Origin of the sequence: Streptomyces lomondensis (genome assembly GCF_014651035.1) — a bacterium.
Taxonomy (GTDB): Bacteria; Actinomycetota; Actinomycetes; order Streptomycetales; family Streptomycetaceae; genus Streptomyces; species Streptomyces lomondensis.
Genome location: NZ_BMWC01000005.1, coordinates 485,857 through 505,602, shown reverse-complemented (window position 1 = coordinate 505,602; position 19,746 = coordinate 485,857). Strand labels below are relative to the sequence as shown.

18 protein-coding genes and 1 pseudogene are annotated in these 19,746 nt (G+C 73.1%); 9 read left to right on the top strand and 10 right to left on the bottom strand.

Annotation, left to right across the window (positions count from 1 at the left end):
* Positions 1–387 precede the first annotated feature (387 nt).
* Positions 388–510, bottom strand: a pseudogene (locus IE255_RS20555) (helix-turn-helix domain-containing protein); the annotation flags it as partial.
* Between the two features lie 120 nt (positions 511–630).
* Here IE255_RS20555 and IE255_RS20550 point away from each other — a divergent pair.
* Positions 631–1,671 (top strand): MBL fold metallo-hydrolase, encoded by a 1,041-nt coding sequence (locus tag IE255_RS20550; RefSeq protein WP_190051782.1) that lies wholly within the window; start codon positions 631–633, stop codon positions 1,669–1,671.
* Positions 1,668–2,267 (top strand): GNAT family N-acetyltransferase, encoded by a 600-nt coding sequence (locus tag IE255_RS20545; RefSeq protein WP_190051781.1) that lies wholly within the window; start codon positions 1,668–1,670, stop codon positions 2,265–2,267. The genes IE255_RS20550 and IE255_RS20545 overlap by 4 nt, the downstream gene beginning before the upstream one ends.
* Before the next feature lie 67 nt (positions 2,268–2,334).
* Here the strand turns inward: IE255_RS20545 and IE255_RS20540 are convergent, their stop codons facing one another.
* On the bottom strand, positions 2,335–3,117 hold the full coding sequence (locus IE255_RS20540; RefSeq protein ID WP_190051780.1) for a DUF899 domain-containing protein: 783 nt from the start codon (positions 3,115–3,117) through the stop codon (positions 2,335–2,337).
* Between the two features lie 368 nt (positions 3,118–3,485).
* Here IE255_RS20540 and IE255_RS20535 point away from each other — a divergent pair, with 368 nt between their 5' ends.
* Positions 3,486–4,547, top strand: coding sequence for a peptidoglycan recognition protein family protein (locus IE255_RS20535; RefSeq protein ID WP_190051779.1), 1,062 nt, complete (start codon positions 3,486–3,488; stop codon positions 4,545–4,547).
* A gap of 10 nt (positions 4,548–4,557) precedes the next feature.
* Here the strand turns inward: IE255_RS20535 and IE255_RS20530 are convergent, their stop codons facing one another.
* Positions 4,558–4,722 carry a hypothetical protein gene (locus tag IE255_RS20530; RefSeq protein ID WP_190051778.1) on the bottom strand — a complete coding sequence of 55 codons (165 nt, stop codon included), beginning with the start codon at positions 4,720–4,722 and terminating at the stop codon, positions 4,558–4,560.
* Positions 4,723–4,929: 207 nt separating this feature from the next.
* Between IE255_RS20530 and IE255_RS20525 the strand changes: the two genes are divergently transcribed.
* The gene (locus IE255_RS20525) at positions 4,930–6,021 is read left to right on the top strand and encodes an acyltransferase family protein (protein WP_190051777.1); all 1,092 of its coding nucleotides are present in this window, start codon (positions 4,930–4,932) and stop codon (positions 6,019–6,021) included.
* A 21-nt stretch (positions 6,022–6,042) separates the two neighbouring features.
* On the opposite strand, the gene IE255_RS20520 is transcribed toward IE255_RS20525, so the two are convergent.
* From IE255_RS20520 to IE255_RS20500, 5 genes are all read right to left on the bottom strand, one after another.
* Positions 6,043–6,201 (bottom strand): hypothetical protein, encoded by a 159-nt coding sequence (locus IE255_RS20520; protein ID WP_190051776.1) that lies wholly within the window; start codon positions 6,199–6,201, stop codon positions 6,043–6,045.
* 205 nt (positions 6,202–6,406) lie between these two features.
* Positions 6,407–6,634 (bottom strand): hypothetical protein, encoded by a 228-nt coding sequence (locus IE255_RS20515; protein ID WP_190051775.1) that lies wholly within the window; start codon positions 6,632–6,634, stop codon positions 6,407–6,409.
* A gap of 387 nt (positions 6,635–7,021) precedes the next feature.
* On the bottom strand, positions 7,022–8,044 hold the full coding sequence (locus IE255_RS20510; RefSeq protein ID WP_190051774.1) for a hemolysin family protein: 1,023 nt from the start codon (positions 8,042–8,044) through the stop codon (positions 7,022–7,024).
* Positions 8,041–9,375 (bottom strand): hemolysin family protein, encoded by a 1,335-nt coding sequence (locus IE255_RS20505; protein ID WP_190051773.1) that lies wholly within the window; start codon positions 9,373–9,375, stop codon positions 8,041–8,043. The genes IE255_RS20510 and IE255_RS20505 overlap by 4 nt, the downstream gene beginning before the upstream one ends.
* 275 nt (positions 9,376–9,650) lie before the next feature.
* Entirely contained in the window at positions 9,651–10,151 is a 501-nt protein-coding gene (locus IE255_RS20500; RefSeq protein ID WP_190051772.1) for a MarR family winged helix-turn-helix transcriptional regulator, read from the bottom strand.
* A gap of 124 nt (positions 10,152–10,275) precedes the next feature.
* Here IE255_RS20500 and IE255_RS20495 point away from each other — a divergent pair, with 124 nt between their 5' ends.
* Positions 10,276–10,791, top strand: a complete 516-nt coding sequence (locus IE255_RS20495; RefSeq protein ID WP_190051771.1) for a YceI family protein — start codon at positions 10,276–10,278, stop codon at positions 10,789–10,791.
* Between the two features lie 5 nt (positions 10,792–10,796).
* Here the strand turns inward: IE255_RS20495 and IE255_RS20490 are convergent, their stop codons facing one another.
* Both IE255_RS20490 and IE255_RS20485 read right to left on the bottom strand, forming a co-directional pair.
* Positions 10,797–12,476 carry a hypothetical protein gene (locus IE255_RS20490; protein WP_190051853.1) on the bottom strand — a complete coding sequence of 560 codons (1,680 nt, stop codon included), beginning with the start codon at positions 12,474–12,476 and terminating at the stop codon, positions 10,797–10,799.
* A gap of 167 nt (positions 12,477–12,643) precedes the next feature.
* Entirely contained in the window at positions 12,644–16,675 is a 4,032-nt protein-coding gene (locus IE255_RS20485; RefSeq protein ID WP_190051770.1) for a bifunctional nitrate reductase/sulfite reductase flavoprotein subunit alpha, read from the bottom strand.
* A gap of 193 nt (positions 16,676–16,868) precedes the next feature.
* On the opposite strand from IE255_RS20485, the gene IE255_RS20480 reads away from it, so the two are divergent.
* The 4 genes from IE255_RS20480 to IE255_RS20465 all read left to right on the top strand — a co-directional run bounded on the left by IE255_RS20480 (position 16,869) and on the right by IE255_RS20465 (position 19,721).
* A complete protein-coding gene (locus IE255_RS20480) occupies positions 16,869–17,264 on the top strand; it encodes a cell division protein SepF (protein WP_190051769.1) in 396 nt (131 codons plus the stop codon).
* 225 nt (positions 17,265–17,489) lie between these two features.
* On the top strand, positions 17,490–18,698 hold the full coding sequence (locus IE255_RS20475) for an ATP-binding protein (protein WP_190051768.1): 1,209 nt from the start codon (positions 17,490–17,492) through the stop codon (positions 18,696–18,698).
* Positions 18,691–19,050 carry a nucleotide pyrophosphohydrolase gene (locus IE255_RS20470; protein ID WP_190051767.1) on the top strand — a complete coding sequence of 120 codons (360 nt, stop codon included), beginning with the start codon at positions 18,691–18,693 and terminating at the stop codon, positions 19,048–19,050. The genes IE255_RS20475 and IE255_RS20470 overlap by 8 nt, the downstream gene beginning before the upstream one ends.
* 200 nt (positions 19,051–19,250) lie before the next feature.
* The gene (locus IE255_RS20465; RefSeq protein ID WP_114255801.1) at positions 19,251–19,721 is read left to right on the top strand and encodes a DUF6099 family protein; all 471 of its coding nucleotides are present in this window, start codon (positions 19,251–19,253) and stop codon (positions 19,719–19,721) included.
* Positions 19,722–19,746 lie beyond the last annotated feature (25 nt).

Below are 19,746 nucleotides of genomic sequence, written 5' to 3'. Positions count from 1 at the left end.
GTAACTGTTCGTCGGCGGCGCGGGCGGGAAGTAGACGCAGCGTGGATCGGCGGGGCGGCCCCGATGCCTTTCGGCCATAATTCGTTGATCGGGGGCGGGCATAACGCGACGGTTCGTCGCCGGCCAGTCACGGCCCCGTCCCCGGCCGGCACCTTTCCGATGACGCATCACGTGGAGTGCGTGGCCCTTCTCGAACCACTCGCCAAAGGCGTCCGCCCTGCCGTTCCACGAAAGCGTACGAGGGGTGATAAGTGCGTCTCGACGGCTCGGAGCCGATACTCGACGACCCGGTGGGCCATCCGCTGCGCGGGCAGCACGCTCAGCCGGCCCGGCGGCTCGGGCGAGGGGAACTGGCCGACATGTTCTCTGCCGGGATACGGGCCCCTGTCATCTGGCGTAGTTGCAGACGGTCGCCCGGGACACGCCGTGCAGGGCGCCGAGGGCCTGGGCGGCGTCGCGGGAGTCGAAGTAGCCATGGCGCTGCAACTGCCGTACGAGCGCCTTCTTGTGATGCCGATGGACGTGCTCTCAGCGGTGGCGCCCCTGACCTGACCGCATATGCGATCACGTATCGATCGGCACCAGAACTGGTCTTGGACAAAGGAGTCCACGCCTTGATCTCCTGAGGCCATGACCCAGGAGAGACATGTCACGGACAGTCCGGCCGAGTCCTCCGGCCGTGGCCTCGGGCGTCGCGCGGTGCTGCGGAGTGCCGCCGCGCTCGGCGCGGCCGCCCCGCTGATACCGGCCACGGCCACGGCCACGGCCGCCACCGCCACTGCCTCGGCCGGGGAGGACGAGGCCGGAACGGCCGCCGGTGCGGCCTCGTTCCGCTGGCTCGGCACCGCCGGCTGGCGTATCGACGTCGGCGACCGGACCGTGCTCTTCGATCCGTACCTCTCCCGCTTCACCACCGGTCTCTACGAGGGCGCCTTCGACCCGCGCACGCCCCTGCGGACCCGGCCGGACCTCGTGGACGCGCACATCGGCCACCCCGAACTCGTCCTGGTCAGCCACTCCCACTGGGACCACCTCGCCGACGTGCCCCACATCGCGAAGACCACCGGCGCGCGCGTCGTCGGCACCGAGACGACGTACCACCTGCTGGTCGCCCTCGGGGTCGATCCGGGTCAGATCTCCGTGGTGAAGGGCGGCGAGGTGCTGGACTTCGGCGGGATCGTCGTCGAGGTCGTGCCCAGCCTGCACAGCCGCAACAAGAAGTGCGCCTACTTCGCCCCGGGCACGCTGAACGCCCCGCCCGCGACGGTCCCGAGCACCATCGCCGACCTGCCGGAGGGCGACACCCTGGCCTTCCAGGTGCGCGCCGGGGAGGGCGGCCCGTCCGCGTTCCTCATGGGGGCGAGCGACTTCTCCGAGCGGGCGGTGCGCGGGCTGCGCCCCGACCTGGCGATGATCGCCGTGCCCGCCAGTACCGCCACCCACCGGTACGTGCCGCGGCTGCTGCGGGCGCTGGACACCCCCGGCGTCGTCGTCCCCGTCCACTGGGACAACTTCGAACGGCCGCTGGACGGTTCCCCGGTGCCCGACCCGGCCATGGACCTGGACGCCTTCGTCTCAGAGGTCCGCGAGGTGGCCCCAGCGGCGCGGGTCGTCGTCCCGGACTACCGGACCGTGTACGACGGCACCATGCGGTCAGGGGCGGCACGATGACCGGGGCAGCCCGGCCCGCCGGCACGGCCGGCTCTCCCACCCCGCTGTTGCGGGCCGCCGCCACCGCCTCGGCGCCCGCTCTCCTGCTGCGTCCATGGCGGCAGGCCGACGCCGCTTGCCTGGTCGAGCTGTGTCGGGACGAGGCCCTGCGCCGCTGGGTGAGCGTGGACGCGCACGACCACGCGAGCGCGGCGCGGTGGGTCGAGGACCAGCGGCGCGGCCGGGAGGCGGGCCACCGTTTCGCGTTCGCCGTCGTTGAGGTCCAAGACCGGGGCGACGAAGGGGAGTTGGCGGGACACGTCGTTCTCAAGAACGTCGCCCCCGGGGCCCCCACGGCGGAGGTCGGCTACTGGACCGCGGCGCACGCGCGCGGCCGGGGCGTGGCTCCCCGGGCCCTGCGGGCGCTGACGGACTGGGCCTTCACCGCCTTCGCCGACGACGGACCGGCACACCTGGAGCTCCTGCACCAGGTGGACAACACGGCCTCCTGCCGCGTGGCCCACAAGTGCGGCTACGACCAGGTCTCGCTCCTGCCCGCGGCACCGCCCGCGTTCCCGCGCGACGGTCACCGGCACGTACGGTCACGCACCCGTTGACGGCGCCCGGCGACGGCCGTGGCCGCCCGAGCCGGACGCCGGTCAGGGGGAACGCGTCGGCCGCCGGTCAGTGGTGGTGGCCGTGCCGGCCGAGGGTCTCCACGGGGGTCGCGCCGGGGCGGGTCCACTGGGGCACCGGGCGGCTGGTCGGGCCCCAGGTGGCGTTCCCGTCCGCGTCCGAGCGCCAGGACCAGCACGGGCTGCCGCCCTCCGGCCGGCCCTCGGGGTTGTCCTCCCACGCCTCGCCGCGGCCGTAGGGCGTCATGTCGAGCAGGCCGAGGGAGCCGTTGACCCGCTCGGTGCCGCGGCCCGTCGTGGAGTAGGTGAGGAACACGCGGTCGCCGTCGCGCAGGAAGCAGGTCAGGTAGCCCATGCTGCCGCCGACCGGCGCCTCCAGGCCGCGCACCGAGTACCAGGGCTGGGTGTAGCCCATGAACTCCACGTAGGCGGCCACCTCGTCCCAGGGCCCCGTGGTCAGGACGGCGAACGAGACGCCGCGGGCGTTGAGGTAGACGGCGTCCTTCAGGTGCCAGGCCGTGGTGGTGCAGCCCTCGCACTGCCCCTGGTGCGGCGCGCCGTCGTACCACATGTGCTGGTAGACCACGAGTTCGTCGCGGCCCTGGAACAGGTCCAGGAACGGGACCGGGCCGTCGGGTCCGACGACCTCGACCGTCCCGTCGAACTCCGCCATCGGCAGCCGGCGGCGGGCCGCGGCGATCGCGTCGCCCTCGCGGGTGTGGGCCTTCTCGCGGACCAGCAGCTCGTCACGGGCGGCCTGCCAGGTGGCCAGGTCGACCACGGGCGGGCGGCCGGGCAGCGCGGTGGTCGGGTCGTCCGGCGTGGTCGTCATGGTGTCCTCCGTGGTGTCTGGTGCCGGGCAGCGTCGTACGCTGCTCTACGGCGGTCCCAGAGCAGACTCCCGGCCCGGCCGAAACTCATCGCGGCGGGAGCGCCCTCGGTCGAGCCCGTACGGACCACGTCGGGCCCTACGGGCGGCACCGGCAGAGCCCCGCCCCCTGGTGCGGCAGCGTCGTAATCGCGCCGATTTTGCGGACGTGGCGTACGGCGAGGTGAGCGGCGGGGCGGGCGGCGCGAGAATGTGAGGGCCTGGCGAGGTGCACGCGGCACATTCGGGCGAAACGATCCGTCAGGCATGCTCCGCAGCTGCGACCGCTGTCTTCAGCACGGCATGTGCGCGCCGAAACGGAGGACCGACGCATGGCCACACCGCTCACCGCCGCCCGGCTCGTCGCCGCGCTGCAGGCCGAGGGCTGCGCCGTTCACGAGGTCAGTGGCTGGCGCACCAACAACCGCAACCACAAGGGCCCTTGGGGGCCGGTCCACGGCGTGATGATCCACCACACCGTCACCGGGCCCGGCACGGACGTCGTCGGGCTGATCTACCACGGCCACAGCGCACTGCCCGGCCCGCTCGCCACCGGATGCATCACCAAGGACGGCGTCGTCCACCTGACCGGCAACGGCCGGGCCAACCACGCCGGCGGCGGCGACGGCGACGTACTGAACGCCGTCATCGGCGAGTCGTACGGCGCGTACCCGCCCCCGACGCACGAGCACGACGGCTCGGCCGGCGCGGTCGACGGCAACGCCCGGTTCTACGGCTGGGAGTGCGAGAACAAGGGCGACGGCCGGGACCCGTGGCCGCCCGCCCAGTACCTCGCCATGGTCAAGGCCACCGCCGCGATCTGCCGCGCGCACGGCTGGGGCCACCGGAGCGCGATCGGCCACCTGGAATGGAGCGACTGGAAGGTCGACCCGCGCGGATTCGACATGGCCGGCTTCCGCCGTGACGTCGCCGACGCCCTGGCCCTCCCGGCGGGCCTGTGGGAAGGAGAGGACCCCATGCCCCAGTACGTCAACCTCGGTGTCGCCCGGCAGTACCGACTCGCGCCCGGCGCCTGGGACTCGGTCGAGTTCACCACCGAGTGGACCGACGAGACCGGCGACCACGCCACCGGCGGCAGCGTCTTCGCCCGTGGCCCGGCCCGCTTCAGCGGCACCGTCAGCCTGCACATAGACGGTCTGCCGGAGGGGGCGGTCGTCCAGGCGCGCATGTCGGAGTACCAGGGCGACCAGCACCACGCGGACCACCCGATCCACGAGATCGTGGGCACCGGCGGCGGCACCTTCGCCGTCCTGCCCGTGACGAAGCGGATCCCGTCCGGGCGCAGCATGCGGGTGCGGCTGCTGAACCAGGCCGCCGCCCCGGTCACCGTCGCGAGCGCCGTGCTGTCCGTGCTGGTCTGGAAGGAGGCGTAAGCACCCGGGCTCACTCCGGCGCGGGGAGGCCAGGGCCCGGGCAGCGCACGTCCGCGGCGGGCATCGCGCCGGTCAGCAGGCAGGCCGCCGCGGCATCCTCGACCCCTCCGTCCTGGGCGCCGGAGAACTCGTCGAACAGGGCCCGGCCCGGCGGATCCTGACCGAGCCACGGCACCCCTTCACCCTCGCCCTCCGGGAGACGAGCGACCGCCTCGGCGCGTATACCCGGGCATGAACCGAAGCCAGTCCCGTCCGTTACGAGTTGAACAAGGGCGCGGCCCTGTGATTAGGGTGCGGGCGATGTTCCGTGCAGACGCCACCCCCTTACTCCGAGCAGCCCGAGCAAGACGAGGTACAGCCGCCTCGACTCTCGGGAGGGCCCGTGAGTGACACGGTGGCCACGGCCCGCCCGCCGGGCGAGGCGGCCCCGGCGGCGCGGACGGGGCAGCAGGACGCGGCGCCCCGCCCGCCCAGGCAGCGGGACGCGTTCTTCGACAACGCCAAGTACCTGGCCATCGTGCTGGTGGCCGTCGGGCACGCCTGGGAGCCGCTGCGCCCGGGCAGCAGGGCCGTCACCGCCCTCTACATGCTCGTCTACGCCTTCCACATGCCGGCGTTCATCATCGTTTCCGGCTACTTCTCACGCACCTTCGACGGCAGCCCGGCACGGCTGAAGCGCCTGGTCACCGGCGTCGTCGTCCCGTACGTGGTGTTCGAGACGGCGTACACCCTGTTCACCCGGTGGACCAGCCAGGACCCCGACCGCCCGGTCAGCCTGCTGGACCCGCTGTACCTGACGTGGTTCCTGGCGGCGCTGTTCGTCTGGCGGCTGACGACGCCGGTCTGGCGGCACGTGCGGTGGCCGCTGCCGCTCGCCCTCGCCGTGGCGATGCTGGCGACGCTCTCACCGTCCCTCGGCCACGACCTCGACCTCCAGCGCACCCTGCAGTTCCTGCCGTACTTCGTGCTCGGGCTGCTGCTGCGGCCGGAGCACTTCCGGCTGGTGCGCCGCCGCGCGGTGCGGATCCTCGCCGTGCCGGTCGCCGGGTGCGCCCTGGGAGTGGCCTACTGGGCGGTGCCGCGGATGAACTACGCCTGGTTCTTCCACGCCGACAGCGCCCGGGAACTGGCCGCTCCGTTCTGGTACGGGCCCCTGATGACACTGGCCGCGTTCGGCTGCTCGGCCGTCCTGGTCGCCTGCTTCCTGGCCTGGGCGCCCGGGCGCCGGACGTGGTTCACCGCCCTGGGCGCGGGCACGCTGTACGGCTATCTGCTGCACGGCTTCGCCGCCCAGGCCGCCAAGCACTGGGGCTGGTACGAGCCGGCCTGGGTCCACCGGCCCGCCGGCGTGCTCCTCGTCACCGTGGTGGCGGGCGCGGTGATGACCGCGCTGTGCACGCCGCCCGTACGGCGGGTCTTCCGCTGCGTGACGGAGCCGGGGATGCCGTGGGCCTTCGCCGGAAGAGAGAGGTGAGGCGGCGCGATCGCGCCGGGCTCAGTGGGCAGCGGGCTCGCTCGGCGGCGCGGCGTGCCCGTTCAGGGCCTGCGTCATCTGGTGCTGCGTCTCCTCGGCCACCACGCGAGCCTCCTCGACGACGTCACCGCGTTCGCGTATGAGGCTCTCGTAGATCGGCAGTTCTTCGTTCCGGGTCACGTCGGGTTTCACAGGGTTGGTCCTATCGCTTTACAGCAGGGGTTCATGGGGCCCGTGTAAGTCTGCGCCATGCCCTGCTGCCGTGTTACCCGCCCCCGTGATGTCCAGAATTCCGTCACGTGCTTCGCTAATTCCCCAAGTTTGCGACCGTGGGCACGACGAAGGGCCCCGGGAATTCCTTCCCGGGGCCCTTCACGCCGATGCGTCAGAGGGAGGTCGTGTGAACGCCCGCGCTCCCGCTCGCCGCCGCGCCCTCCGTCGACAGAACCGCCTGGAGGCTGGCGCAGGCCTCGGCCGTCAGGGGCTCGACCAGGCCGGTGGAGAGGCCGCCGACGAGGTTCGCGGAGGCAGCGGCACCCGCCATACCGCCGGAGACGTTCTCCAGGTCGGCGTCGGACAGCTCGGCGATGTCAACCCGAGGGGTGAGGTTCATGGGGGTGTTTCCCTTCACGTGAATGTCTCGCAAGAGCGGCGAGCGTGGGGGGTCGCCGGGTTCCAGAACTGTGATCCCGCACCGGCGGCTCCGCCGTGCGCATGATCAAAGCATTTGCCGGGGAGGAGGGCCAATCGCCTGCCGGTGATGCACGACGCGTTTCGGTGACCGCCTTCACTTCTGTGGTGACGGGGTCACCCAATGCACCTATTCCTTCACACAGCCCGTCCGTTCAGCGGCGCCTCGGGGTGTTGCAGCGTGTTTCCGGAAGCGGGCACTTCGGCGCCAACTTCTTATGCCGTGCCGCGGACTTGGCGGCGGGCCGGTTCTCCCGCCGCCTCCTGGACCACGGTGTGCAGATGTGCTGGATGTTCGGGCGCCGTCCCGTCAGGCCGCCGCGGCCGGCTGCATCAGACGGGCCAGCAGGTCGTCCAGGGTGACCAGACCGGTGAGCCGGCCCGTGGTGTCACGGACGACGGCCAGGGAGGACCGGCGGCGGCGCAGCACCTCGATCGCGTCGGCGACCGTGGTGGCCTCCGTCAGCGCGGGCACCGGACGGGCCAGGTCACGCGCGGTCGTGGCACGCCCCCGGGCGCGGGCGACCAGGGCGTCCCGGGCGTGCACCGAGCCGAGGACGACGCCGTCCTCCCGGACGAGCAGCCGGGTGCGGTCGTGCGCCGCGGCCATCCGCAGCAGCGCCTCGACGTCCGCGCCGCCCTCGACCCAGGTGATCTCGGCGGCCGGGATCCGCAGCGCGGCCACCGGCGTCTCCGGCTCGGTCAGCGAGCGGGTCAGCAGCTCCGAGTCGGTCGCGCTGATCAGGCCCAGCCGTTCGGACTCCTCCACCAGGTGCGTCAGCTGCTCCCGGTTGTGCACCGAGGCCAGCTCGTCGCGCGGGGCCACCCGGCACAGCCGTACCAGCGCGTTGCTCACCGCGTTGAGCAGCCGGATCAGCGGGCGCACGGCCCGCACCACCGCCCGGAACGGCGGGGAGAGCAGCATCGCCGAGCGCTCGGGGTGGGCGATGGCCCATGACTTGGGCGCCATCTCGCCGACCACCATGTGCAGGAACACCACCACGACCATCGCCACGGCGAACGCCACGCCGTAGCTCACGGCGCTGGGCAGGCCCAGCTTGTGCAGCAGCGGGTCCAGTTCGTGCGAGATCGCCGGCTTGGACACCGAGCCCAGGCCCAGCGTGCACACGGTGATGCCCAGTTGGGCGCCGGCCAGCATCAGCGACAGCTCGCGCATACCGGCCAGGGCCGCCCCGGCGCCGCGCCGCCCCTCGGCCGCCGCCTTCTCCATGCGGTGCCGCTTGGCGGCGACCAGGGCGAACTCGGCCGCCACGAAGAAGCCGCTGCCGATGAGCAGCAGCACGGTCACGAAGACCGCCGTCGGGAAACTCACGCCATCTCCTCGGCTTCCACCAGCGGGCTGATCCGTACGCGGTCGGCCACGTGCCGGTCGAGCGTGCGGACGTCGATCACGGCCCGGCCGCCCTCGGGCAGCTCGACCGTGACCCGGTCGCCGACCGTCGGGAAGCGGCCGAGCCGGTCCACGACCAGGCCGGCCACGGTGTCGTAGTCGTCGTCCTCGGGCAGCCGGACCCCGGTGGCCTCGGCCACCTCGTCCAGCCGGCGGCCCGCGTCCACGAGCCAGCCGTCGCCGTCCGCGACGGCGAGCACGGTGACCGTGTCGGACTCGTCGGCGATGTCGCCGACCAGTTCCTCGGCGATGTCCTCGTACGTGACGATGCCGGCCACGCCGCCGTGTTCGTCGAGGACGACCGCGAACTCGTCGTCCTGCTCCCGCATCCGCGTCACCGCGTCGGGCAGCGCGAGCGTGTCGGGCAGCAGCAGGGGCTGCCGGGCCAGTTCACCGGCACTCGCGCCGGCGAGGCGGGCGGCGGGCAGCGCCATCAGCTCGCGCACGCCCAGCACGCCCGCGATGTCGTCCGGGTGGTCGCCGAGGACCGGGTAGTTGGAGTGGCCGTGCCGGGCGATCAGGCCGATCGCCTCCTCGGCGCCCGCGTCCTTGCGGACGAACACGGCGTCGGCGCGCGGCACCATCACCTCGTCGAGGGTGCGCTCGGAGAACTCCAGCGCGTGGTCCAGCAGCGCGGCGGTGTCCTTGGGCAGCGCGCCCTGCTCGTGGGACTCGCCGATCAGGTGGCCCAGCTCCTCCAGCGTGGCGCCGTGGTGCAGCTCCTCGACCGGCTCGATCCCGACCCTGCGCAGCAGCCTGTTCGCCGCGCTGTCGAAAACGTGCACGACGGGTCCGACGACCTTCAGATACGCCAGCGTGGACGGGGCCAGCGCCTTCGCCAGCCGCTCGGGCACGGCGATCGCGAGGTTCTTCGGGGCCAGCTCGCCCAGCACCATCTGCACGACCGTGGCCAGCACGAAGGCCAGCACCACGGAAACGCCGCTGACGGCCGCGCCGGGCAGGCCGAACCCGGACAGGGCGGGCCGCAGCAGCGCGGACACCGACGGCTCGGCGATGAAGCCGACGACCAGCCCGGTGACGGTGATGCCGAGCTGCGCGCCCGACAGCATGAACGACAGCCGCTCCAGCACCCTCAGGGCACGGGCGGCCTTGCGGTCCCCGGCCTCGGCCTCACGCGCGAGGGTGAGCCGGTCGGCGGAGACGTAGGCGAACTCCTGGGCGACGAAGTAGCCGGTGCCGGCGGTCAGCACGAACACGGCGAGCAGGCCCAGCAGGGCTTCGGCGGCACTCATCGAACACCATCCCGCGCTGTGCCGCGATCACTGATGCCGTGGCGGGATGGTCGGGGACTGTGCCCCGGAGGGTCCGTCGGTCTGGCGGACAAGAAGGCGCTCCTTGTGTGTGGTGGGTATCCGGGACAACGCTCGTCGTCGCGCCGGTGTTCCCGGATTCTACGACCGTGTAGATGAAGCCGCTCGGTGAGGCGGACGGGGCTGACGCGGCACCCTCGGCGGGCTGAGACGAGCAGGCGCCGGGTACCTCCGACGGCATTTCGGCGAACCCGGTCTCAGTCCCTCCGGGACTCCTCGGCCAGGTCCGGCACAAGCCCGAAGAGGGCGGCGCGTTGGTCCGGTCCCATGAAGCAGGGGAGCGCCTCCTTGACCGTCTCGGCGAGCGGGCCCGAGGCCTCGGTCAGCAGGCGGCGGGCCTTGTCGGTGAGGGCGACCTCCACGCCGCGCTTGTCCCCGCACACCGACCGGCGGGTGACGAGGCCGGCGTGCTGGAGGCAGGCGATCTGATAGGTGAGGCGGGTCTTGGGGCGGCCCAGCAGCTCCGCGACGCGCGTCATGCGCAGGCCGCCCTCGGGCTGCTCCGCGAGCAGGCACAGCACCAGGAACTCGTCGTGCGAGACGTCCAGCTTCTCCTTCACGACGGCGCGCAGCCGCTGCTCCACGGCCCCGGTCGCGGCGAGCAGCAGCATCCAGGCGCGCAGCTCGGCCGGCAGCAGCCCGCCACCTCCCGTGGGGCATCCGGGCTGGTCGGCTGGGTGTTCCTGAGATGCGGCCATGGGTCCCAGCGTACCTGTCGTCCAAATTTGGAGAAGGGGGTTGTTCAATTTTGGACGAGACGCTAGCGTGCAGTCATCCAAAAAAGTCATCCAAATTTGGACGACACACGAGTGGGAGAAGATCATGACCGTCGCCGTGGAAACCGGACTGTGGCAGCTCGACGCGACCGCCTCGACCGTCGGCATCCAGCACAGGACCATGTGGGGCCTGGTCAACGTGAAGGGCACCTTCGGCGCCCTCAGTGGCACGGGCGAGGTCCGGCCCGACGGGTCCGCCGTCGGCACCCTGACCCTCGACGTCGCCTCCCTCGACACCGGCAACGCCAAGCGCGACACCCACCTGCGGTCCGCCGACTTCTTCGACGCCGACCACCACCCCGAGATCACCTTCGCGGTCCGCGGCGCCGAGCTCCGCGACGGCGACCAGGTGCACGTCATCGGCCAGCTGACCGTGCGCGGCATCAGCAGGCCGCTGTCCCTGAACGCGCGCCTGAAGGACTCGGACGCCGCCGGCCTCACCCTGGACACCGAGTTCAGCATGGACCGGGAGCAGTTCGGCATGGGCTGGAACCAGCTGGGCATGATCCGCGGCCGGACCACGGTCACCGCCACCCTCCGCTTCACCCGGGCCACGGCCTGACCCCGTCAGCCCGCCCGGCGTAGCTCCCCCTGCACATCCGCGCTCGACAGGGTCTGCGGCGACGCCGTGAACGCCCGCAGGCGGACCCGGGCACCCGGCCCGGGCAGCCGGAACCGGCCCGAGGGCGGCCGGAGTTCGTACCGGGCGGTGCTGTGCGCGGGCAGGGCGCGCGGGCCCCGGACGATCCGCCAGTACGGGTCCATGCCCTGGCCCAGGGTCAGGGTGAAGTGCGGGGCGAGGGCCGTGCCGGCCGTGTTGGTGACCTGGAGGGTGAGGCGGGAGACGGTCCCCGGCGTGGGGTGACGGGCCGCCGTGACCTGCATGCGCAGGGGCGGTGTCCCCGTCGCCGCCACCGCGGCGCTGCCCAGCGCGGGCACGAGCAGCAGCGCCGCCGCGGCGAAACGGGCCGGGCGCCGCCGGGGCCCCGACAGCAGGCGCGGGCGCGGCTGCCAGGCCCCGGCGAACGCCGACGCCGGAGCGGTCACCGCCGCCGCCAGCCACAGCGGCGTCATCATCAGGTAGTAGCCGTCCTGCGACCGGGTCGCCAGATAGAAGGCGCACCAGGGGAGCACCGTCGCGGCCGGGCCCAGCCGCCGGACGAACAGTACGAACAGCGCGAGCAGGCCGGCGAACAGCAGCAGGCTCGCGTGGGAGTACCAGTCGAGCCGGTCGCTGCCGTTCGTCAGGTACAGCGAGACGTCCACCACGCCCTGGCCGTGCAGCACCGCGCCCTGCGTCAGCGGCAGCGCGATCCCCGTCAGCCAGGTGCCCGGCTCGCTCACGACGAAATACGTGTTGATCAGCAGCCACACCGTCGCCGCGGCGCCAGCGAACCGCAGCACCACCAGCGCCGCCGCCCGCCCGCCCAGCTCACCGCGCCGCACGGCGTAGATCCCGGCCAGCAGGAACGGCGCCAGGAACCAGGGGAGCTGCTGTGCCGCGCACGCCGCCCCCAGGCACGCGGCCCGGGCCAGACCCGGCGCCCCGAGCCGCCCGCCCGCACCCGTCCGCGGCCAGCGCACCACCACCGGCACCAGCAGGGCCAGCGCCACGATCGCCGGGTAGCCGAGCCGGCCGTACGACGGCAGCATCCCGAAGCCCAGGCACACCATGGTCGCCGCCGACCGCCACGGCGCCGGCAGCATCCGCCACAGCACGACCGTGCCGGCGACCAGCGCGCCCGTGCTCACCGCCGTCGCCGGGGCACCGCCGTGACCCAGCCACAGCAGCGGCACGGCCAGCAGCGGGGCCAGCGGCGGATAGCCGTAGGTGAGGTCGTAGCCGCCGGTCACCGTCGGGGTCAGGGCCACGCCGTGGCCGAAGAGCCAGGGCCACGGCTGCCCGTACATCGGGCGCCCCGCGGCCAGCTCCCGCGCCGCCTGGGTGGTCAGCAGCGCCTCGTCGGAGCCCTTGTGCAGCATGACCCACGCGCACAGGACGAGCGTCACGCCCGTCACCAGCACGCACAGGTCCACCCGGGCCAGCGACCGGGCCCGGCGGACGACCAGGGCCAGCACCCCGCACGCCAGGATCGAGGCGTAGCACACCGAGATCACCGCGGCCACGGCCGGCCGGTGACTGGCCGCCGTCGTCCACACCGCGCGCGTGCCGATCAGCAGACTGATGTCGGCGAGCAGGGTCAGGACGCGGTGCCACTGGGCCGGGGGAGGCGGCGCCACGGACACCGCCGACTGCGTGCGCGGGCCGGGCACCACCCGTGTCGTTTCTGCCGAGTACACGCCGCAGGACGCTAATCGCCGCCGGTGAGCGGGGCCCGGGCGGAGGTGAAGAGTCCGGTGTGAGGCGAGTAAAAGGACCCGGTGGCCCCGGTGGCCCTGTTGGCCCCGGTGGTTCAGTACACGTCCCGCACGTACCGCTTGTCCGCCGCGAGCTGCTTCACGTACACGGTCGCCTCCGCCTCGCTCATCCCGCCGTGCGTCACCGCGATGTCCCGCAGCGCCCGGTCCACGTCCTTGGCCATCCGGGAGGCGTCGCCGCAGACGTAGAAGCGGGCCCCGTCACACAGCCAGTGCCACAGCTCCGGCCCGTGCTCGCGCATCCGGTCCTGCACATAGACCTTGTTGCGCTGGTCGCGGGAGAACGCGGTGTCCAGGCGGGTCAGGGTGCCCTCGTCGAGCAGGGCGGTCAGCTCCTCCTCGTAGTAGAAGTCGGTCGCGCGGTGCTGCTCGCCGAAGAACAGCCAGTTGGGGGCGGTGTGCCCGAGGGCCCGCCGCTCCTGGAGGAAACCGACGAAGGGGGCCACGCCGGTGCCGGGGCCGACCATGACCATCGGCGTCGAGGCGTCGGCCGGGGGCCGGAAGTGCGGCGAGCGCTGCACGAACACCGGCACCTCGGTGTCCGGCGCGGCGTCGGCGAGGAACGGTGAGCAGACCCCGCCGCGGGCCCGGCCGTGCAGGTTCTCGTACCGCACCACCGACACCGTCAGCGACACCAGCTGGGGATCGACCAGCGGGCTGGACGAGATGGAGTACAGCCGCGGCTGGAGCTTCCTGAGCACCCCGGCCCACTCCTCGGCGCTCGCCCGCACCGCGTACTCGGCGACCACGTCCACGGCCTGCCGCCCCCAGCTCCACTGCGCCAGCCCGTCCTTGTTGTCGGGCCGCAGCAGCCTGCGCAACGCGTGGTCGTCCCGGGCGCGTTCGGCGACGAAGCGGAGCAGGTCGGGGGTGATCCGCGTGATGTCCAGGTGCCGGTGCAGGGCCTGAGCGAAGGGAACCTCGCCGACTCCGCCGACCTCCACCGGCGCCGAGGCGTCCAGCCCCGTCACCGCCAGCCACTCCTCCACCAGCGCGGGCGCGTTGACCGGCCGCACGCCGAGCGCGTCCCCGGCCTCGTACGTCAGGTCCGTGCCGCTGGTGTCGAAGGTGAACCGCCGGACCTCCTTGCCCGCGCCCGGCTTGCTGAGCAGCCGGTTCCCGACGAGCCGGGCCGTGGTCGCGGGCCTGGCCTTCGTCCTGGGCTTCCCGGCGGAGCCGGCGGCCGTACCGCCCAGCGCCGAGAGCACCTGGTCGAGCCACTCCCCGGCGGACGGCTCGTAGTCCGGCTCGCAGTCCGTGCGCGGGGCCAGCCGCACCGCGCCCAGCTCGTCGAGCCGCGCGTCCAGCCGCCGCCCGTGCCCGCAGAAGTCGTCGTACGAGGAGTCGCCGAAAGCGAGCACGGCGTACCGCACCCCGTCCAGCCGCGGGGCCCGCTCGCCGGAGAGAGCGTCCCAGAAACCCGAGCCGTTGTCCGGCGCGTCGCCGTCGCCGAAGGTGCTGGTGATGAAGAGCAGGTCCGCCGTGCGGGCGAGGGTCCCGACATCGGCCTCGTCCATGCCGACGAGGGTCGCCCTGTGCCCGGTCGCGGTCAGCCGCTCGGCGGTGGCGGCGGCGAACTCCTCGGCGTTGCCCGTCTGCGACGCCCACAGCACGACGACCTCACGGCCGGCGGCCTCCTTCGCGGGGGCGGCCGGCGGCGCCGAGCGCGAGTACATGCCGGCGAGGACCCCGTTCACCCACAGGGCGTGCTCCGGCGAGAAGGGCGCGTCCGGCGGCAGCACCGGCACGCCCGGGGCGCCCGAGCCGAGCCCGGCGAGGAAGCCGGTGAGGTACTGGCGCTCCTGGGCGGACAGCACCGGGGGAGGGGAGGGCTCGAGCCCGAAGGGGTCGGCGCCACCGGGGGTGACGGCCGTCGGCGTCAGCGCCGCGACCGGTTCCTCGCGTACGGGCGCCGCCACCTTCGCCAGCGACACGGCGCACACCTTGAACTCCGGCTGGAACGACAGCGGGTCCACCGCGTCACTGGTGACGGCGTTGATGCTCAGGTACTCGCCGAACAGGTCGTTCCAGTGGAACGGCGCGAAGCAGCACCCCGGCCGCACCCGGTCCGTCACCACCGCCGGCAGCACGGCCCGCCCGCGCCGCGAGGCGACCTCGACGAGATCGCCCTCGGCGACCCCGAGCCGTGCGGCGTCCTCGGGGTGGACTTCCACGAACGGCCCGGAGTTCAGCTTGTTGAGCTTGGCGACCCTCCCGGTCTTCGTCAGCGTGTGCCACTGGTGCTGCACCCGGCCGGTGTTGAGCACGAACGGATAGTCGTCGTCCGGCAGCTCGGCGGCGGGCAGGTGCGGACGCGCGAAGAAGGCGGCCCGCCCGGAAGCCGTCGGGAAACGCAGCCCGTCCTCACCGACGTACCGGATCGGATTGCGCGCGGGCCCGTCCTCCCGCGCGGCCGGCCACTGCACGGGCGTCTCGCGCAGCCGCTCGTAGGACACCCCGCGCAGGTCCCAGCCGGTCTTCGGGTTCCAGAACCGGCGGATCTCCTCGAAGACCTGCTCGGCGCTGTCGTACGAGAACCCTTTCTCGTACCCCATCGCGCAGGCGATCTCCGCGATGATCCGCCAGTCGGCCATCGCCTCCCCGGGCGGGTCCGCGGCGGGCTGCGTCAGCGTGAGGTTGCGCTCGCTGTTGACGAAGACGCCCTCCGCCTCGGTCCACATCGCGCCCGGCAGGACGACATCGGCGTACGCGTTCGTCTCGGTGTCCGCGAACACGTCCTGCGTCACCACGAACTCGGCGGCCTCAAGACCCTCGATGACCGTACGGCGGTTGGCGACCGAGGCGACCGGGTTGGTGCAGATGATCCAGCAGGCCCTGATCTCGCCGTCGGCCATCTTCCGGAACATCTCGACGGTGCCCTGGCCGACGCCGTCGGCCCGCAGCGTCCCCGGCGGCAGCTCCCACACCTCCTCGGCGAACGCCCGCTCCTCGGCCACGAGCACCGAGCGCTGCCCCGGCAGCCCCGGCCCCATGTAACCCATCTCGCGCCCGCCCATGGCGTTGGGCTGGCCGGTGAGCGAGAAGGGCCCGGCGCCCGGACGGCAGATCGCCCCCGTCGCCAGATGCAGGTTGACCAGGGCGTTCGTGTTCCAGGTGCCGTGGGTGGACTGGTTCAGGCCCATGGTCCAGCAGCTCATCCACTGCTTGCCCGCCTCGCCGATCAGCAGGGCGGCCCGCCGCAGGTCCTCCTCCGCGAGCCCGGTGATCTCCGCGACCGCCGCCGGGGTGTAGTCGGCGAGGAACTCCGGCAGGGCCTCCCAGCCCTCGGTGTGGGCCGCGACGAACTCCGCGTCGGTGTGCCCGCCCGCGTGCAGCAGATGCAGCAGGCCGTTCAGCAACGCGAGGTCGGTGCCCGGCCTGACCTGGAGGAACAGGTCGGCCTTGGCCGCGGTGGCGGTGCGCCGCGGGTCCACGACGATCAACCGGGCACCCGCCTTGACCCGCTCCATCATCCGCAGGAAGAGGATCGGATGGCAGTCGGCCATGTTCGACCCGATGACGAGGAAGAGATCCGCCCGGTCGAAGTCCTCGTACGAGCCGGGCGGCCCGTCCGCGCCCAGCGACAGCTTGTAGCCGGTGCCCGCGCTCGCCATGCACAGCCGCGAGTTCGACTCGATCTGGTTCGTCCCCACGAACCCCTTGGCCAGCTTGTTCGCGAGGTACTGCGCCTCCAGGCTCATCTGCCCGGACACATAGAAGGCGACCGCGTCCGGCCCGTGCTCGTCGACGATCGACCGCAGCCGTGCGGCGGTCTCGGCGATCGCGTCGGCCACCGGCGCCGGGACCGGCTCGTCGCCCCGGTCGTCCCGCACCAGCGCGCTGGTGAGCCGCCCGGGCGCGGCGAGCATGTCGGCCGTGGTCGCGCCCTTGGTGCACAGCCGGCCCGCGTTCGCCGGGTGCGCCTTGTCGCCGGAGGCCTTCAGGACGGTCCGCCGCCCGTCCGGCCCCATGCCGATGTCCAGCACGAGGCCGCAGCCCACACCGCAGTACGAGCAGACGCTGCGCACCTGCCGCGTCTCCTGCCGGGTCCCGTGGGTCGTGGTCATGCCCCGACGGTACGGATCGCCCGTTACACCGTTGTCACTTCGCCTGATCTTGGGGGGTTACGCCCGTCACACACAGGCCTTCCGGTCGTTGTGAGGTGCGTCGAGGTCGCGGAGCGTGTCGCTGTTGGGCCGAACGGGTGACCGTGCGCAAGAATTGCCCGATGCAGACAGCCAGTGCGAGCCAGGACGGAGCATGCCGGTGAACAGCCACGATGTCACCGACGAACAGTGGGAGGGGCTCGCCCAGGTCGTGCCGCTGCGGGGCCGGGACGCCTGGCCGTCCTCCGTCGACCACCGGTCCATACCCGAGGCCGAGACGGAGGCGCGGCGCCGCTTCGTCGTCCTGCGCGTGAACGTCTTCGCCGACGCCCGCGACGTCGCCGAGACCCTGATGGCGGGCGTGCCGGTCCTGCTCGACCTGACCGGCGCGGAGACGGAGGTCGCCAAGCGGGTCCTCGACTTCAGCACGGGCGTCGTCTTCGGCCTGGCGAGCGCCATGCACCGCGTGGACCGCAACGTCTTCCTGCTGACCCCGGCCGGCACCGAGGTGACGGGGCTGATGGAGGGGGCGGGGATTCCGGGAGTGTGACGGTGGTCGCCCGCTGCCGGACGGGCCGGGATTCCCGGGGGACGACGGCGATCCCCCGCTGCCGGGAGGTGCCGGGAGGTGTCGGGAGGTCCCGGCTGTGACGGCGGCGGGCCGCTGCCGGAGGTGCCGGGGCGGGGGCGGTCCGAGAGTGCCGGGTAGCTCGATCGTAGGAAGCCGCTGAAGACGGAACGGTTCGTCCCGTCGGCGGAGCCCTACCGTCCGGACATGATCCAGCCCACGCACCCCGACCGCCCCCGCGTCACCGAACTGCGCCTCACCGCCTTCACCACCCACCGCCGCGTCACACTCCCGCTGGGGCCGCTCACCCTGCTCACCGGCCCCAGCGGCTCCGGCAAGACCAGCGCGCTGCGGGCGTACGAGGCCCTCGCCCGGCTCGGCGGCGGCGCCGGACTCGGCGAGACGTTCCCCGACCCCGTCGCTTGCGTGCCGGAGCGGGCCCGGCCCGACGCGCAGCGCCGCCGCGGCTTCCGCATCGGCTGCACGGCGGACGGCCCCGTCGGCCCGGTCCGGCTCGACGTGGCCGTGCAGGCCGAGCCCGAACTGCGCGTCGTGGGCGAGCGGTTGACGACCGACGGACTCGTCCTCCTGGAGACGGCCCTGCGCGACCCGGGGAAGCGCGCCGTCCAGGCCGCCTGGCACACGGCCGGGCCCACGCCGGTGACCCGCGGCCCGCTGCCCGACGACCGGCTCGGCACGCCCCTGCTCCCGCTGCGCGTGGCCGGCCGGACACCGGGGCAGCGCAGGGTGCTGGCCGCCGCCGAGCAGATGGTCGTCGCCCTGCGCTCCGTCTTCGCCTGCGACCCCGACCCCGCCCATATGCGCGGTCCCGTACCGGCGGGCTCCGGGCGCCTGCTCGGCGGCTGCGGCAACCTCGCCGACGTGCTGTGGCGCACCCGAGCCGAGTGCGCGCGGCGGCACACGCAGTTCGTGGCGGCGGTGCGTGCCGGCTGCGCCGGGCCGGTGGCGGACGTGCTCGCGCAGCCGGTGGCGGACGCCCTCGACCGGCTGCCGGTCGTGGACCTGCCCGCCCGGCCGGGAACGGGCGCCCTGGCCCTGCCGGACGACACCCGTACGGTCCGGGCCGCGCTCGACCGCGGCGACGGCGTCCGCACGGACCTGGGGCGGCTGGGCGACGGCGAACTCCGGTACGTCGCCCTGGCCCTGGTCCTGCTCACCGGTCCCGGCGTCCTGGAGGTCGACCCGGCCGGCGAGGTGCCCGCCGCCCTCCAGACGCTCACCGTCCTCGCCGACGGCTTCGACCGGGGGCTCGACCCGCGGCAGCGGCGGGAACTGCTGCGGCTGGCGGCCCGGATGTGCGAGCGAGGGCACATCCGGCTCCTCGGCGCGGTCCCCGACGCCTCCTGGGCCGCCGGGACGGAGGGAGTCACGGTGGTACACCTGAACCGTGACTGATCCACTGGACGAACCGCAGCCCGGCCCCCGCGACGAGCCCCTGGACGTGGCGCGACTGCAACGCCGGCTGGCCGACTTCGCGGCCGCGCGGAACTGGCAGCCGTACCACACACCCAAGAACCTGGTCGCCGCGCTCAGCGTGGAGGCGTCCGAACTGGTCGAGATCTTCCAGTGGTTGACGCCCGAGGAGTCGGCCCGTGTCATGACCGACCCGGACACCGCGCACCGCGTCACCGACGAGGTCGCCGACGTGCTCGCCTATCTGCTCCAGCTGTGCGAGGTGCTCGGCATCGACCCGCTGGCCGCGCTGGACGCGAAGATCGACCGGAACGAGCGCCGGTTCCCGATCTAGGGGCGCCTCACGGGACTGCTGGAGCTGCAAAGTCCACTTGTACGCTGCGTAATCAAAACGCGGCCCGAATCCGAATTGTTGTCCGCAGATTTCCGTCTTCCTCTGGCTTTTCGCCTCACACCCCTTCACTCTGGGTAGTGAACAAGGGAGTTCGGGCAGGCGGACGCGCGGGAGCGCGTCGGAGAAGACGGGGGCAGCGCATGGACGCGGTGCGGCTCATCGTGACGAGCAGGCGGTCGCTGGCCGCGGGCGGCGAGGTACGGGAGGTCATGGCCGAGGTGTGGCAGGCGCAGGCCCTCGCGCAGGCGATAGGCAGTCGCCTCGCGGTCGCCGGGCCGCCCGAACTGCGCGGCGAGGCACTGGGGTTGACGGAGCTGGCGGGCCGGGGCTGCGGTGTCCTCGACCCGCCCGAACTGGCCCCGGGTGAGCTGCGGGCGGGCCAGCTCACCGAGTTGGGTGACGCCCGCCACACGCTGATGTACCTCGGCGGCCTCCTCGGCGAGGTGGGCATCGCCCTCGTCGGCCTCGCCTGCGCCGCGGCCGACGAGGGCACGTACTGGCAGTGCATGGAGGCCATCGACGCGGCGGACGAGTCCCGCGACCGCGTCCTGGAGATGCTCCGCAGACTCGCCGACCGGGAACAGGCGTTACCGGAGCGGGAGGCGGGATAGGGGGGTTGCTCCGGGAGGCGGGTCT

Bases quoted from the DNA above. Each gene is read 5' to 3' on its own strand.
- IE255_RS20550 (WP_190051782.1), top strand. From the start codon at position 631: ATGACCCAGGAGAGACATGTCACGGACAGTCCGGCCGAGTCCTCCGGC.
- IE255_RS20545 (WP_190051781.1), top strand. From the start codon at position 1,668: ATGACCGGGGCAGCCCGGCCCGCCGGCACGGCCGGCTCTCCCACCCCG.
- IE255_RS20540 (WP_190051780.1), bottom strand. From the start codon at position 3,117: ATGACGACCACGCCGGACGACCCGACCACCGCGCTGCCCGGCCGCCCG.
- IE255_RS20535 (WP_190051779.1), top strand. From the start codon at position 3,486: ATGGCCACACCGCTCACCGCCGCCCGGCTCGTCGCCGCGCTGCAGGCC.
- IE255_RS20515 (WP_190051775.1), bottom strand. From the start codon at position 6,634: ATGAACCTCACCCCTCGGGTTGACATCGCCGAGCTGTCCGACGCCGAC.
- IE255_RS20505 (WP_190051773.1), bottom strand. From the start codon at position 9,375: ATGAGTGCCGCCGAAGCCCTGCTGGGCCTGCTCGCCGTGTTCGTGCTG.
- IE255_RS20500 (WP_190051772.1), bottom strand. From the start codon at position 10,151: ATGGCCGCATCTCAGGAACACCCAGCCGACCAGCCCGGATGCCCCACG.
- IE255_RS20495 (WP_190051771.1), top strand. From the start codon at position 10,276: ATGACCGTCGCCGTGGAAACCGGACTGTGGCAGCTCGACGCGACCGCC.
- IE255_RS20485 (WP_190051770.1), bottom strand. From the start codon at position 16,675: ATGACCACGACCCACGGGACCCGGCAGGAGACGCGGCAGGTGCGCAGC.
- IE255_RS20480 (WP_190051769.1), top strand. From the start codon at position 16,869: ATGCCGGTGAACAGCCACGATGTCACCGACGAACAGTGGGAGGGGCTC.
- IE255_RS20475 (WP_190051768.1), top strand. From the start codon at position 17,490: ATGATCCAGCCCACGCACCCCGACCGCCCCCGCGTCACCGAACTGCGC.
- IE255_RS20465 (WP_114255801.1), top strand. From the start codon at position 19,251: ATGGACGCGGTGCGGCTCATCGTGACGAGCAGGCGGTCGCTGGCCGCG.